Raw genomic sequence first — 15,688 nt, forward strand, 5'->3', positions numbered from 1 at the left:
AATGCGAAACTTGCTCGGAAAACAATAGCCGAGACGTCACATCAGGCCGGCCATACGCAGATTTGTTCGGGTCGGTACGGTAAGGAGCGGGCTTAAATCCGAGATTTAGGAATAGGTCAACAATCTATGAGGCTAGAAGGCAAGTTTATGCACACGCCTAACGAGAACATTAACAGCCGTTAGCATTAAAGGCGTATTAATCATCACTTTGAGCAAAATTCCTCTTATTCAGGCCACTTTCTGAAACGAAATGCTCCACCACACACAGCCCGCCGCACCCGGCCGGCTTTCTGAAAAGTGGAGCATCCATGCGTAGACTGTTTTGCGTCGCGCTTGCGAGCGTGATGTCTCTCTCTTCCGCGGTCGCGGCGGACACCACCGGCGCGAAAAAACGTCGCGGCAACCTGTTCACCCATGATTACAGCGCGGCCTATACGGTTCAGCGTGTCAGCGTGAAAACGGAGTGTTTTCCGGAAAAACTGGAAGCCATCCTGGCGCATATCGCGGTGAAGACCGGCCGCAAGCCGGTCGTCACATCGGGGCACCGCCCGCGCTCGGGCACCTCGCAGCACAGCCACTGCCTGGCGGCCGACATCCGGGTCCCGGGCGTTTCCGACCGGGCGATCGTCGCGGCCGCCTCGACTGCTCCTGGCATCGGCGGCATCGGCCGTTACTGCAACGGCATCATCCACGTGGATGTGGGGCCGAAACGCCGCTGGGTCTATTGCTGACGCCTCATCAGGCCTTTGGCCGGCGCTTCAGGTTGCGGCGGATCATGCCGAGATCGGCACCGCCAATCACGAAGGCCGTGGCGAAGTAGACGACCATCGCGACACCGATCAGCACAAACAGCGCCATCACCTGATGGAGGAGACCCGTCTCCGGGGTCAGCCAGGGGCTGGCGAATCCAAGCGCATAGGTGAGCGCCGCACACATCACGCCGGTCGAAACCAGCAGCAGGATGGTGCGCCGCGCCAGCGCCCATTCCCATTTGAGGTGGCCGCGCCACAACAGCGTCGAGATTAACAGCGCCGTATTGATCCAACCCGCCGTCGCCTCGGCCGTCGCAATGCCGCGCTCGGCGATCAGCGGGAAGAGCGAGATGGCGAGCGCCGAATTGACCACCACCGAGACGATGGTGAAGCGCATCGGCGTGCGGGTATCTTCGCGCGCATAAAAACCCGGCTGCAGCGCCTTGATCATCACGAAGCCGGGCAGTCCCAGGCCGTAGATGGCAAGGATCGAGGCAACCACCGCCGTATTGTCGGCCGAAAACGCGCCGCGCTCGTAAAGCACGCGGATGATGGCCTCGGAGAGCACCCAAAGCCCGCCGGCGGCAGGAAGCGTCAGGAACAGCACGAATTCCAGCGAACGGTTCTGGATGCCTTCCGCCTCCTTCATGTGCCCGGCCTTCAGCGCACGGGCAAGTTCCGGCAGAAGCACGACGCCGACGGCGACGCCCACCACGCCGAGCGGCAGCTGGTAGATTCGGTCCGCATATTGAAGGGCGGCAATCGCGCCTTCCTTGCCCGATGCAATCGCCTGGCCGATGATCTGGTTGATCTGCGTGATGCCGCCGGTGATTGCCGCCGGAATGGCGAGGATCAGCAAGCGCTTCACGTTCGGCGTCATTTTCGGCATGCGGAAGCGGATGCTGATGCCGGCGCGGATGACGCCGACATAGACGACGGCCAGCTGCAGCACGCCGGCAACCAGCACGCTCCAGGAAAGGTACCAGGCGGTCTGCAGCGGATCGGCGCCATTCCAGAGTGCGTAGAACAGCACGCTGATCATCACCAGGTTCAAAAAGACCGGCGCAATCGCGGCGGCAAAGAAGTGGTGCAGCGAATTCAGCATGCCGCTCATCATGGCCGTCAGCGACATGCACATGAGATAGGGGAACATGACGATCGCCATGCGGATCGTCAGCGCCGTCTTTTCCGCATCATTGGCAAAACCCGGCGCAATGATGTAACGCACCAGCAAGGGCATCGAGAGCTGCATGGCAATGGTGATGACCAGCAGCGCGGAAAACAGGACGCCGAAGACCTCTTCCGAGAAGCGCTTGGCGCCATCGACGCCGTTCGCCTCGATCTCCTTGGAGAAGAGCGGCACGAAGGCGGCATTGAAGGCGCCTTCGGCAAACAGGCGGCGGAAAAGGTTCGGAAAGCGGAAGGCGGCGTAAAACACGTCGGCCATCGGCCCGGTGCCGAGCGCTGCCGCCATCAGCGTTTCACGGGCAAAGCCGAACAGGCGGCTGCCGAGCGTGGCGCCGCCAACGGTCGCGAACTTCTTGACGAGGCTCATGCTTCAGCCCGGTTCTTGCGCGGCGCATTGTCGGCGGCGACAGCGGCCGGATCCGGCGCGATGATGCCGGACGGCATGCCCCGGCGCAACTCGTCCTCCTGCTCGGAAATCACCGTCTTCAGCCGCTGCACGATCGTGCCCTGGCGGTTCTCGTTGGTCACTTTCTGGCCGACGAGGTCCGTCACGTAGAAGGTGTCGATCACCTTTTCGCCGAAGGTGGTGATGCGCGCCGAATGAATGTCGAGCGACAGATCCGCCAACACCACCGTCATGTCGGCGAGCAAGCCCGGACGGTCGAGACCTTCGACCTCGATGACGGTGAACTTGTTCGACAGCGTGTTCGAGATCGTCGCAGACGGATGCACGGTGAAGGTCTTGTTGCGCTTCTTCGCCTTGGCGCGGGTAGCAATCACCTCCGGGAGGCGCTTCTTACCGGCCAGCACGTCTTCGATCATGCGGCAGACGGTGGCAGCGCGGCGCAACTCGTCCTCGGCGTTCTGGAACTCGCGATTGATGAGGATGGTGTCGAGCGCCCGGCCATCGGTCGTGGTGTAGATCTGCGCATCGGCGATGTTGGCACCGGCTGCCGCACAGGCGCCGGCAATGATGGAGAGAAGGCGCGGATGGTCCGGTGCGAGCACCGTGATTTCGGTGATCGCGCGGAAACTGTCGGTGCGCACCATGGTGGCGAGCGCCTTGCCGGCCTTGTCCGCCTCGCGGATGAAATGCACGTGCCGCACCTGGTCTTCAAGAGCGACCGAGAGCAGATACGGCTGATAATGCAGCCGCGAATAGGTCTTGCGGTCCTTCTGGCTCCAGGATTCCAGCGCGTTCGCCAGCGTCTCTTCCGCCGCCTTGGCGCGCTCCTTGCGCGACACCTCAGAAAAGCCGCCAGAGAGCAGCAGTTCCGTCTCGTAATAGAGCGTGCGCAGCAACTGCCCCTTCCAGCCGTTCCACACACCGGGGCCGACTGCCCGGATATCGCAGATGGTCAGAACCAGCAGCATCTTCAGCCGGTCGAGCGATTGCACCTTCTCGGCAAAATCGGTGATCGTCTTGCGGTCGTGCAGATCGCGGGTCTGGGCCACCATCGACATCAGGAGATGCTGGTCGATCAGCCAGGCGACGAGTTCCACCTGCTTCGGCTTGAGACCGAACCGGGGCCCGAGCTTGCGGGCCACGCGGGCGCCGGCCACCGAATGATCCTCCGGGCGACCCTTGGCGATATCGTGCAGCAGGACCGCGACGTAGAGCGCCTCGCGTTCCTCGATATGCGGCATCAGCTTGTTGGCGAGCGGATGTTCGTCGGCGAAACGGCCCTTGTCGATGTTGGACAACGCCTCGACGGCGCGGATCAGGTGTTCATCGACCGTGTAGTGATGATACATGCTGAACTGCATCATCGCGACGATCTTGCCGAATTCCGGGATGAAGCGACCGAGAACACCAGCCTCGTTCATGCGTCGGAGCGTCAGCGCCGGTTCGAGCCGCGATGTGAGGATCGACAGGAACAGCCGGTTGGCCTCGGCATCCTCGCGCAGGTCGTCATTGATGAGGGAAAGGCCGCGGGTGACGGCCTTCAGGGCATCCGGGTGGTATTCCAGACCATGCAGATCCGCCACATGGAAGAGGCGGATGATGCTGACCGGATCCCGCTTGAAGACATTCGGATCGGCCAGCGCGATGCGGCCCTGATCCTCGACGAAATCGGAGCTGCCGGGGATCTTGCGGACGCGGCGGCGGAAACGGGAGATGACGCCGGTCAGGCCCGGTGCCGGTTTTGCCTGCTCTTCCTCCAGCGCCGAGCAGAGAATGCGGGTCAGGTCGCCGACATCCTTCGTCACCAGGAAATAGTGTTTCATGAAGCGCTCGACGGCCGAAAGCGTCGCGCGGTTATGGTAGCCGAGGCTTTCGGCGATCTCGCGCTGGATATCGAAGGACAGGCGCTCCTCGGCCTTGCCGGTCAGGAAATGCATCTGGCAGCGTACCGCCCAGAGAAAATCTTCCGCCTTCTGGAACAGGCGCAGTTCCTGGCGGGAGAGAACGCCGAGCTTCACCAGTTGCGCGGTGTCCCGCACGCGGTAGTGATATTTGGCGATCCAGAACAGCGTCTGGATATCGCGCAGGCCACCCTTGCCTTCTTTCACGTTCGGCTCGACCAGATAGCGGGTATCGCCGGCCTTCTGGTGGCGCTGATCGCGCTCGGCCAGTTTGGCCAGGATGAAATCCTGTCCGCCATTGCTGACGATTTCCGCATCGAACCGCGTCTGCAATTCGTCGGCCAGCGCCACATTGCCGCAGATCGGACGCATTTCGAGAATGGCCGTGCGGATCGTCATGTCCTGCTTGGACAGCGCGATGCATTCATCCACCGTGCGCGTGGCGTGACCAACCTTGAAGCCAAGGTCCCAGAGAATATAGAGCAGGAACTCGACCGCCTTGCGCATGTCCTCGGTATTCTTCGGCGGCAGGACGAACAGCAGGTCGATATCGGACCCCGGCGCCAGCGTTCCGCGGCCGTAACCACCAACGGCGGTGACGGATACCTTTTCGGCAGCGGCCTTGTAGAGGTGTTTCGTCACCGTCTCGTAGATCGCGGCAATCAACTGATCCTGGACCCAGGAAATGCGTTCGGCGCAGTTCAGCCCGCTGCCATCCTTCGCCAGAAGTTCGCGCGCCTTGTCGCGTCCTTCGTTGCTGGCGCGGCGGAAGAGAGGCAGAAGGGCAGCGCGCATTTCCAAAAGCTTCATCGAACCGCGCTTCAGGATGGCCTCGCAATCCCGGCGCAGGCCGTCCACATCCAGCAGTTCCGTGTAGTCGATTTCCTGTCTTGCCATGTCTTCCTGCCGCTGCGCCCCGCACGCTCCAGCCATGACACCGCACGCTTGCACGGAGGTTTCAGCCTGGAACACAATTCCTTTGGATTGGATCACTGCGGCACAGTTCAGCCCAATCCCTTTCAAAGCGGTTCATGGTATGATCTGCTTACCGCCTGCAAGTCAACTTTTGCCCTTGGTGGTTTCCGAGCCGTTACCGTTCAGTGTTGTCTTTTGAGGGTCCGCCACTGCGACGGACTGGTGCCTGTGACGCGGCGGAATTCCCGATTGAAGTTGGATTTGGTGGAAAAGCCGCAGTCGAACATCACCGTGGTCAGCGGTTTGTCAGTTTCTTCCAGCAGACGGCAGGCCTCCCGGATGCGGCGATTGTTGACGAATTGCGAGACATTGAGGCCGGTTGCCCGGTTGATGACGGCGGAGAGATCCCTGGCCGGCATCTGCGCCTTTCGCGCCAGCCTGGCGAGGCTAAGGTTCTCCTGCGCATAAAGCGCCTCGGCATCCAGTGCCGTGCGGATGCGTTGGAGGGCCGCTTCATCCTCCGGCGAGATATGGAGGTTCGTCTTTTGTATCTCAGCCGGCGAGATGACTTCCCGCTCCGGCCAGAGGTAATAGATGCCGGTAATAAGGATGGCGCCGATGTTCATGCCCGTCACCGCCATCGGCACATAATCATTGCCGTAGAAGAAGGTGAAGGCCGACAGAAGCGCATCGGTGAACGCAAAGAAGATCAGCAGGATGGCGGTCACCCGCGCCGCCCTCACGACGGCCGAGGTTTTCTGCAGTGCCGGCTCCGTAATCTCGTCCTCAACCGTCAGACGCCAGATCACCACCGCATAGCCCAGAAAGATGACAAGCAGCAGCGGATCGACAAACCAGGGCGCGAAGGCGACGCCCAGCGCCAGTAGCAGCGGCGGAAGAACATGCGGCCACGGATTGGCCACTGGCGCCGAGGACAGCGCCCGGAAGGCAAGATAGGCGAGCGGCGGCATGATCGCCGCCGTCACCGGCTGCACCAGCATCAGAGGCTGGACACCATACCCAAAGCGCAGGCCGATGATCATCCCCTGCAGGGCGTAGAGGCAGAGGAAAGCCATGAGATAACGCCGCGACCCGGGCGCTTCCACGCCCTTGAGGTTGCGGTAGAGGATCAGTGCGACGACGAGGCCGGCGATGAAGGGAAGTGGAACGGAAAGCAAATGCGCCGCCTTGAGATCTCAACCATGATCGAGGACGCCCTTACCATGTTCCAGACCAATGCGCAGGGGTGAAAAGCATCTCGCTTGTGACCAGTCGGAGGGGGCGCATTGCCACCTCGGTTGAGCGAGCGGTCGTTCTTGGTTCAGGAGCAAAATCCCCCTCTGGCTGCCGCCATCTCCCCCACAAGGGGGGAGAACCGGATGCGAGCGCCTCCTGCAGTTGCTGCCCCCCACAGCGGGGATATGCGTCAGACGATAGAAGTGTCTCCTGATAACCCTCTCCGCGGAAGGCGACGGTGCTGTGTCCGGTCTCCCCCCTTGTGGGGGAGATGGCGGCAGCCAGAGGGGGTGTTATGCCGACACGAGTTGCTTCTTCAGGGCATAGAGCGCATCGAGCGCCTCGCGCGGGGTCATGTCATCAGGGTTGATCGCCTTCAGCGCCTCTTCCACCTTGGACGGGCCGCGCTTTTCCTGCTCCTTGCGCACCGCCACCTGGAAAAGCGGCAGGTCGTCGATCAGCTGGCTGGCCGGGTTCTTGCGGTCGGCATCTTCCAGCTTGTTCAACACATCGCGGGCGCGGGAGACAACGGCCTCCGGCAGGCCGGCAAGTTTCGCCACCTGGATGCCGTAGGAACGGTCCGCCGCGCCGGGACCGACCTCGTGCAGGAAGATGACGTCGCCATCCCATTCCTTCACCCGCATGGTGGCGTTCGACAGCCGGTTCAGCTTTTCAGACAGCGCCGTCAGCTCGTGGAAATGGGTGGCAAAGAGGCCGCGGCAGCGGTTTGCCTCATGCAGATGCTCCACCGCCGCCCAGGCGATCGACAGGCCGTCGAAGGTCGCGGTGCCGCGGCCGATCTCGTCCAGGATCACCAGCGAGCGGTCGGTCGCCTGATTGAGGATCGCCGCCGTCTCGACCATTTCCACCATGAAGGTGGAACGACCCCGCGCCAGATCGTCGGAGGCCCCGACGCGGGAAAACAGACGATCCACCACGCCGATCTGCGCACGGCTGGCCGGAACGAAGGAGCCCATCTGGGCGAGAATGGCGATCAGCGCGTTCTGGCGCAGGAAGGTCGATTTACCGCCCATGTTCGGGCCGGTCAGCAGCCAGAGTGCGCCGAAGCCGCCATCGACCTTCGGCGAGAGATCGCAGTCATTGGCAATGAAGGTGCCGGAGGACTGGCGGCGCAGCGCCTGCTCCACCACCGGATGCCGTCCGCCTTCGATTGAGAACTGGCGGGAGCCATCCACATCCGGCCGGCAGTAGTTCCACTCCTCGGCGAGAAGGGCGAGGCCTGCCGCGACATCGATCACCGCAAGCGCCCGCGCACCGGCTTTGATCGCATCGGCAGCCGCCAGCACGGCAGAGGTCATCTTGTCGAAGGCATCGAGCTCGATGGTGAGCGCCTGGTCTGCGGCATTGGCGATCCGGCTTTCGAGATCCGCCAGTTCGGTCGTGGTAAAGCGCATCGCGTTCGCCATGGTTTGGCGATGGATGAAGCGCGCCTTGGCCTCCGGCGTATCGGTCATCGGCCCGGCATTGCCGGCGGTCACTTCGATGAAATAGCCCAGCACATTGTTGTGCTTGATCTTCAGCGACTTGATACCCGTCTCGTCCGCATATTGCAGCTGCAGACCGGCAATCACCCGGCGCGACTGGTCGCGCAGCGCCCGCACTTCATCGAGCTCCGGAAAGGCACCGTCACGCACGAAGCCGCCGTCGCGCTTCAGAAGCGGCATCTCGTCGGACAGCGTTTCGGCGAGCAACTGCTCGACCGACAGCGGCAAGGCCTGGAGATCCGTGAGCGCCACCGACAATTCATCCGGCAGCAGTGCCGGTGCCAGCAGATCCGCGACACGGCGTGCGGCAGACAGCCCCTGGCGGATGCCATCGAGATCCCGCGGGCCGCCGCGGTCGAGCGCCAGCCGAGACAAGGCACGCGGCATGTCGGGTACGTGTTTCAGCGCGGTGCGCAACTCTCCGCACAGCGAGGGCTCGTCGATCAGGAAGGCAACACTGTCGAGGCGGCCGTTAATGCTGTCGGGATCGGTGAGCGGCGACATCAGCCGCTCGGCGAGCAGGCGCGCACCGCCGCCGGTGACGGTGCGGTCGATCGCCTTCAAAAGCGAGCCATCCCGGTCCCCCGACAGCGTTCGGGTGAGTTCCAGATTGGCGCGTGTCGCCGGATCGATGAAGAGGGTGGAGGCGCCGCTTTCGCGCTCGGGCGCACTCAAGGGCGGGCGTTCGGCAATCTGCGTCTTTTCCACATAGGCGACTGCGGCCGCCGCCGCCGCCAGTTCCGCACGCGAAAACGTTCCGAAACCATCCAGCGTGCCGACGCCGAAATAGCGGGTGATGCGGCTCTCGGCCGTCGCACTGTCGAACAGCACGCCCGGCTGCGGCACCGCGATGCGGCCGAGAATGTCGAAGGTCGCCTTGAGGTCGGGATCGTGGAAGACCGTGTCCGGCACGATCAATTCGCGCGGCTCGATGCGCAGGATATCCGCCAGCAGGCGCAGCGGCGTCGTTTCCGCCAGCCGGAAAACGCCGGTGGAAATATCGATCCAGGCAAGCGCCATCTGCGTCTCGGCGCCGCCGCGAATGCGCGCAAGCGCCATCAGGTAATTGGATTCCGACGGCGACAGCAGCTTCTCTTCCGTCAGCGTGCCGGGTGTGACCAGCCGCACGACATCGCGCTTGACGACGGATTTCGAGCCGCGCTTCCTGGCTTCTGCCGGATCTTCCACCTGTTCGCAGACGGCGACCCGGAAGCCGAGCGAAATCAGCTTCTGCAGATAGTCATCCGCCGCATGGATCGGCACGCCGCACATCGGGATATCGTGGCCCATGTGCTGGCCGCGTTTGGTGAGCGTGATGCCGAGCGCACGCGAGGCCTCCACGGCATCCTCGAAGAACAGCTCGTAGAAATCGCCCATGCGATAGAAGAGCAGCGAATCCGGATTGTTCGCCTTGATCTCGATATACTGCTCCATCATCGGGGTCGCCGTCGCGCGGCTCTCCGGCGAGATGAGTTCTGCTGCATTCAAGGCTTCTGATGTAAGGCGTTCCAAGAGCGTTCCGGCCATTTTTTGTTGCGCGGTCTGGCTGGCGACCTTATCGATTATTCCCCCGATAACACAACAGAGCGTGTCCGTGCCTGGCCGGATGCCCACAACATGCTGGAGGAGACATGGTGAAGGACAGCCGCACGGAGGGAACCCCACGCAAGCGTGCATCGGTGACGGAGCAGGAGGCACTTGATTTCCACAGCACCGGTCGCCCCGGCAAACTGGAAATCATGCCGACCAAGCCGATGGCGACGCAGCGCGACCTGTCGCTTGCCTATTCGCCGGGCGTCGCCGTGCCGGTGAAGGCCATCGCCGCCGACCCGGCCACGGCCTATGACTACACGACCCGCGGCAACATGGTGGCGGTTATTTCCAACGGCACCGCCATTCTCGGCCTTGGCAATTTGGGCGCGCTGGCCTCCAAGCCGGTGATGGAGGGCAAGTCGGTCCTCTTCAAGCGGTTCGCCGACGTCGATTCCATCGATCTCGAGGTCGATACGGAAAATGTCGACGAGTTCATCAACTGCGTACGTTACCTCGGCCCCTCCTTCGGCGGCATCAACCTGGAGGACATCAAGGCGCCGGAATGCTTCATCATCGAAAGCCGCCTGCGCGAGCTGATGGATATCCCGGTCTTCCACGATGACCAGCACGGCACCGCGATCATCGCCGCCGCCGGCCTTATCAACGCGCTGGAACTGACCGGCCGCGACCTGAAAACGACGAAGCTCGTCTGCAACGGCGCAGGTGCTGCTGCCATTGCCTGTATCGAACTCATCAAGGCGATGGGCTTCAATCCGGAGAACATCATTCTCTGCGACACCAAGGGCGTGATCTACCAGGGTCGCACCGAAGGCATGAACCAGTGGAAGAGCGCGCACGCGGTGAAGACCGACCGGCGCACCCTGGAAGAGGCGATGAAGGGCGCGGACGTGGTGTTCGGCCTGTCGCAGAAGGGTGCCTTCACCGAAGCGATGATCCGCTCCATGGCAGAGCGCCCGATCATCTTCGCCATGGCCAATCCGGACCCGGAAATCACGCCGGAGGAAGTGGCGCGCATTCGCGACGATGCGATCATGGCGACCGGCCGGTCCGACTATCCGAACCAGGTCAACAACGTGCTCGGTTTCCCTTACATCTTCCGCGGTGCGCTGGACGTTCGGGCGCGGCAGATCAATGATGCGATGAAGATTGCCGCCGCCGAAGCGCTGGCGAACCTTGCGCGCGAAGATGTGCCGGACGATGTCGCCGCGGCGTACCAGGGCGTGCGCCCCCGCTTCGGGCCACAATATATCATTCCGGTGCCCTTCGATCCGCGGCTGATCTCCGCCATTCCGGTGGCTGTCGCGAAGGCCGCGATCGAAAGCGGTGCCGCGCGCCGTGTGATCGAGGATCTCGACGCCTATGGTCGTGAACTGTCTGCCCGCCGCGATCCGATCGCCGCCACCACGCAAGGCATCTACGAGCAGGTGCGCCGCCGGCCGAAGCGCGTTGTGTTTGCCGAAGCGGAAGAAGAGCAGGTCATGCGCGCTGCCGTTTCCTTCATCACGCAAGGGCTCGGCACGGCCATCCTGCTCGGTCGTGACGATGTCATCCGCACCACTGCAGAGCGCGCCGGCATCGAACTGGACCGTCCGGGCATCGAGATCGTCAATGCGCGTCTGTCGAACCGCGTCGAAGCCTATATCGATTACCTCTATGCCCGCCTGCAGCGGGAAGGCTATCTGCAACGCGACGTGCAGCGCCTGATCCACAACGACCGCAACCATTTTGCCGCCTGCATGGTGGCGCTCGGCGATGCGGATGCCATGGTGACCGGCACGACCCGCAACTATGCGACGGCTCTTTCGGACGTGCGTCGCTGCATCGATGCCAAGCCGGGCCACAAGGTGATCGGGGTATCCATCGTCGTCTCGCGCGGACGGACGGTGTTCGTGACCGATACGGCCGTGCACGACATGCCGAGCGCGGAAGAGCTGGCGGACATTGCCTGCGAGGCCGCCCGCATGGCGCGGCGCATGGGCTACGAACCGCGCGTCGCGATGCTGGCCTATTCGACCTTTGGCCAGCCGCGCGGCGAACGCTCCGAACGGGTGCGCGAAGCCGTGAAGATCCTCGACCAGCGCCGCCTGGATTTCGAGTATGACGGCGAAATGGGTGCCGATATCGCCTTGAGTGCCGCCCGGATGGAGCAGTATCCGTTCTGCCGGCTCTCCAACACCGCCAATGTGCTGGTGATGCCGGCGATCCATTCGGCTGCGATCTCGACCCGCATGCTCGAAGAACTCGGCGGCTCGACGCTGATCGGGCCGCTCCTCGTCGGCCTCGACAAGTCGGTGCAGATCACCTCTATGGGGGCAAAAGACAGCGACATCCTGAACATGGCGGCCATTGCCGCCTACAACGCCTCCATGTGATCGTTCTTGCCGGAGGGTCTCGCGTAGATTAGACTTCAAGTCGAATTCCACGCGAGGCCTCCATGAAGACGGTCAGCCTACAGGAAGCCCAGTCGCATCTCGCGCGTCTCGTTGATGAGGCGTCCAAGGGCGATGCCTTCGTCATTGCAAAGGACGGCAGACCGGCGGTGAAGGTGGTGCCTTTGCCGGTGGAGGAGAAGCCGGTTGCGAAGAGGAAGCGTCGTGCCGGGTTCCTGAAGGGTGAGGCATCCCTTCATTCAGACTTCGACAGTCTCTACGCCAAGGACATCGAAGAGATGTTCTACGGGAAATGAAGGTCCTTGCCGACACACATATTCTCGCATGGTTCGCTGAGGACGCTGCCGAACTGACGGCGGACATGCGGGCTATCATCGAAGATGACGAAAACATCCTGTTTTTCAGCTCTGCCAGCATCTGGGAACTGGCCATCAAGAAGGCGCTGAAAAAGGTGAATTTCCGTCTTGAGCCCAGAACCTTGCATCGAGCCCTGCTGATCAACGGCTTCGAAGAGCTGTCGGTAACGTCATTTCACGCGCTCTTGGTCGAGACTCTGCCGCCCATTCACAAGGATCCGTTCGATCGGCTCCTGATCGCACAGGCGACCCACGAAGACATGCTTCTTCTCACCTCGGATGCGACCGTCGCCCAATACGAGGGACCGATCCGGCTCGTGTGAACCGGATCAGCTGGAAAAACGACCGGCGTCGGCGCCGTAATAATTGAGATAGCGGCCGGAAATCGATTCGATCGGCAGCACGATCAGCACGTCCGTCGTGTTGAAGGCCTGATCGACCACGGCACCGTTGCCGACCATGGCCCCGAGGCGCAGATAGCCCTTGATGAGCGGCGGCAGCGCCATCAGAGCGCGTTTCGGATTGATGGCCTCTTCCGGCATCAGGTCCATGTCGCGGAAGAGTTCCGGCTTCGCCGAAACCGACCAGTCGCCCTTGGCAAGCACCGTCTTGTGCAGGAAGGACAGGGCGAGCGCATGCTCTTCGGCATGAATGCCGGGGAAGGAGGCACAGCCGAACATGGCATGCATGTTGTGCTTCAACGCATAGGCCCAGTTGCCCTGCCAGAGCAGTTCGACCGTGCGCTTGGTGCGGTAATGCGGGAGGACGCAGGAGCGACCAAGCTCCATGAAACGTTTGTCCGGATGCCGTTCCAGAAGCGGGGCGATGTCGAATTCGCAGGCCGAATAGAAGCCGCCATGCGCCATTGCCACGTCCTGGCGCAACAGGCGATAGGTGCCGACGATCTGGTCTTCCGCATCACCCTCGATTGCCGTGTCGACGACGAGAAGGTGGTCACAGATATCGTCGAACATGTCCATGTCCCGCTCACGGCGCATGGCTTCCGGCGGCAGTTGCGCGTGCATTTCCTCAACGAAGACGCGGTAGCGCAGTGCCTGGGCGGCATCCACTTCCCGTTCATTGCGGGCAAGGCGCGTCTCGAGGCTGCCGATCCGGCCGAAGACATCCGTCTGCGGCTGCCTCAGGGCCTGCTGCGCCTTGTCGACATCAAGAGTGGGATCGCGGTCCAGAAAATCGATTGTCATGGCAGATCGCCCGTCTCCAGTAGTCAATCCCATAGAACATCAATCTGCGACAGGAAAGTGACAAACCGGAGACCAGTATAGTCCTCTCGGACCATTTATGACAAGAATTATGACACCCGCCGATCGCGTGTAGAGGCGATCAGGGAGCGGACCTCATCCAGCAACTGCTGCGGATCGACAGGCTTCTGCAGCACCCGCCGCGCGCCGCCGGCCAGCATGCGTTCCTGCACGTCGACATCCGTCTCGCCGCTCAGCACAAGCAGCGGCGCACCGGAGGCTTCGCTGCCGCCATCCATCTTCGAAATCAGCGGCAGCACATCGGCAAGATCGCCGTCCGGCATGTGGATGTCGGAAATGATCAGGTCCGGATGACCATCCGCGGTCGCGGCACGCTGCAGGGCGGCCAGGTCCGAGACGTGGTGAACCGTACATCCCGCCTTGCGCAGGATGGCGCCCACCATCATGGCGCTGACCGGATCGTCCTCCGCCAGAAGGATGGACAGCCCGCCATCCCGCCGTTCCAGCGGCTCCTGTGGAGCGGTGCCGGTAATGCGGGCCATGGCCTGGCTGGCAGAACCGCCAAGCCGTCCGCGCAGGACATCGACCAGCGACTGCTCGCGCAGCGGGCGGATCAGCCAGGCGTCATAGGCATCCCAGGGCTGCGTGCTGCGATCTTCCGGGCTGACCAGCAGGATCCGGCGGAGCGGAGTGACGTCTGCCGTCAAGCGATCCAGGTCATCCACCCGGTGATCGACCACCATGTCTGTAAAGGTGATCCCCTGCCGCTGCAGCTGTTCGATCGCCCGGTTCGCCTCTTCCACCGTACGGGCATGGCGGCAGCGCCCGCCCAAGGTCTCGATGGTCGAAATCGTTGCGGTGGCGACGGGCCCCGCCGGCGCCAGAAGCAGCACGCGGGAGGAGCGCAGCAGCAGCATGCGGTCCGTGCCTTCGTTGCCCGCTTCCGCCGACAGCGCAGGGAAGCGGATCGCAAAGGTTGTGCCCTTGCCCTTTTCGCTCGCGACCGACAGGGAACCGCCGAACTCCTGCAGGATGCGCACGGAGATGGAAAGGCCAAGCCCTGTGCCGCCGCTGCGCTCCATGGCGCCTCCGACCTGCTCGAACTCGCCGAAGATACGCTGCTGCTCCTGCACCGTCATGCCGGGGCCGGTATCCGTCACGGTGATGACGATATCGGACTGTTCCAGGCTCGCGCGGATCAGCACGCCGCCGACTTGCGTGAATTTCACGGCATTGCCGATGACGTTGAAGAGGACCTGACGCAGGCGCGCCGGGTCGAAATCCATCAGTGCCGGCACGTCATAGGCGACGGTCGCGCCGATTTCGATGCGCTTTTCATGCGCGCGGGGCGCCAGCATCTCCACCACGCTTTCCAGAAGCTGGCGCAGGTTTTCCGCACGGCTGTTCAGCCGGAAGCGACCGGCCTCCAGCGTTGAATAATCGAGCAGATCATCGACCAGCTGCGCCAGCGCCGAGCCGGCCTGACGGATGCCGCCGATATAGTTTCTCTGCTCCAGGGTCAGGCTGGTCTGGTTCAGCAACTGGCTCATGCCCAGAATGCCGTTCAAGGGCGTGCGCAATTCGTGCACCACCGTTGCAAGCTGCCGTGTCTTGGCAGCACTGGCCGCCTCGGCCTGCAGGCGCGCCTCTTCCCGCTCATGGGCCAGCCGGCGCTCCTCGGTCACATCCCGGGCGCTGCTCAGAATAAGGAGATCGCGGCTGATCGCATCCCGGACCAGCACATCCTGCCAGGCCAGCACGCGCACGCCATCGCCAGCCGAAAATTCGATGTCGCGCGGTTGAGGAAGCGGGGCCGGCGGCACGGAAAAGCCCAGGTCTTCCAATGTCTGGCCGTCGAGGATCGCGGAGCCGGTCAGATTGCGGAAGGCACGGTTGACCGCCATCACCTGCCCGTGGGCCGCGCGAACGACGGCGGGCGTCGCGAGCAGATCATTGCTTTCGAGAAAGGCGCGCGGCGCAGCAGAGAGGCTGGCAGAGGCGATCACCTGCGGATCCGGCGAACTCCGTGTTTCGTCCTCTTCCGGAACGGCAAACCGGCTCATGGCGCCGACGCGGCTGAGAAACGCAGACAGGACGCTCTGCGTGGAACGGCTGACAAGATCGACCGGATCGGCGGATTGAGACGCATGCTCTTCCGCTTCTGCCCGGGTGAACTGGCCGAAGGCCTTGCGTAGCTGGTCATGAAGATCTGCAAGATCGCGCATAGCATCGTCCAATAGCACGCGAATCCTTACGATGTAT

The 15,688-nt window shown here is 62.7% G+C and carries 10 protein-coding genes; 4 read left to right on the plus strand and 6 right to left on the minus strand.

Features of this window, described 5'->3' with window-relative positions; translation table 11 throughout:
* The first annotated feature begins 308 nt into the window (after positions 1–308).
* Positions 309–731 (plus strand): YcbK family protein, encoded by a 423-nt coding sequence (locus G6N78_RS03840; protein WP_165215891.1) that lies wholly within the window; start codon positions 309–311, stop codon positions 729–731.
* Between the two features lie 7 nt (positions 732–738).
* Here G6N78_RS03840 and murJ read toward each other — a convergent pair whose 3' ends face one another.
* The 4 genes from murJ to mutS form a co-directional block, all read right to left on the minus strand.
* Positions 739–2,307: a murein biosynthesis integral membrane protein MurJ gene (gene murJ / locus G6N78_RS03845; RefSeq protein ID WP_165215892.1), complete on the minus strand. Its 1,569-nt coding sequence runs from the start codon at positions 2,305–2,307 to the stop codon at positions 739–741.
* The gene (locus G6N78_RS03850) at positions 2,304–5,144 is read right to left on the minus strand and encodes a [protein-PII] uridylyltransferase (RefSeq protein ID WP_165215894.1); all 2,841 of its coding nucleotides are present in this window, start codon (positions 5,142–5,144) and stop codon (positions 2,304–2,306) included. Before G6N78_RS03850 ends, murJ begins: the two co-directional genes overlap by 4 nt.
* Positions 5,145–5,344: 200 nt before the next feature.
* Positions 5,345–6,340 (minus strand): helix-turn-helix domain-containing protein, encoded by a 996-nt coding sequence (locus tag G6N78_RS03855; protein WP_165215896.1) that lies wholly within the window; start codon positions 6,338–6,340, stop codon positions 5,345–5,347.
* A gap of 351 nt (positions 6,341–6,691) precedes the next feature.
* Entirely contained in the window at positions 6,692–9,340 is a 2,649-nt protein-coding gene (gene mutS / locus G6N78_RS03860) for a DNA mismatch repair protein MutS (protein ID WP_370691506.1), read from the minus strand.
* Positions 9,341–9,534: 194 nt separating this feature from the next.
* Here mutS and G6N78_RS03865 point away from each other — a divergent pair, with 194 nt between their 5' ends.
* The 3 genes from G6N78_RS03865 (at position 9,535) to G6N78_RS03875 (ending at position 12,526) form a co-directional block, all read left to right on the plus strand.
* On the plus strand, positions 9,535–11,829 hold the full coding sequence (locus G6N78_RS03865; protein WP_165215899.1) for an NADP-dependent malic enzyme: 2,295 nt from the start codon (positions 9,535–9,537) through the stop codon (positions 11,827–11,829).
* Positions 11,830–11,891: 62 nt separating this feature from the next.
* Positions 11,892–12,143, plus strand: a complete 252-nt coding sequence (locus G6N78_RS03870; protein ID WP_165215900.1) for a type II toxin-antitoxin system Phd/YefM family antitoxin — start codon at positions 11,892–11,894, stop codon at positions 12,141–12,143.
* The gene (locus G6N78_RS03875) at positions 12,140–12,526 is read left to right on the plus strand and encodes a type II toxin-antitoxin system VapC family toxin (protein ID WP_165215902.1); all 387 of its coding nucleotides are present in this window, start codon (positions 12,140–12,142) and stop codon (positions 12,524–12,526) included. Before G6N78_RS03870 ends, G6N78_RS03875 begins: the two co-directional genes overlap by 4 nt.
* Positions 12,527–12,532: 6 nt before the next feature.
* Here the strand turns inward: G6N78_RS03875 and olsB are convergent, their stop codons facing one another.
* A complete protein-coding gene (gene olsB / locus G6N78_RS03880; protein WP_165215903.1) occupies positions 12,533–13,408 on the minus strand; it encodes a l-ornithine N(alpha)-acyltransferase in 876 nt (291 codons plus the stop codon).
* A gap of 107 nt (positions 13,409–13,515) precedes the next feature.
* Positions 13,516–15,651, minus strand: a complete 2,136-nt coding sequence (locus tag G6N78_RS03885; RefSeq protein WP_165215905.1) for a hybrid sensor histidine kinase/response regulator — start codon at positions 15,649–15,651, stop codon at positions 13,516–13,518.
* Positions 15,652–15,688: the final 37 nt, after the last annotated feature.

The sequence above is a fragment of the Allorhizobium pseudoryzae genome, assembly GCF_011046245.1.
Taxonomy (GTDB): domain Bacteria; phylum Pseudomonadota; class Alphaproteobacteria; order Rhizobiales; family Rhizobiaceae; genus Neorhizobium; species Neorhizobium pseudoryzae.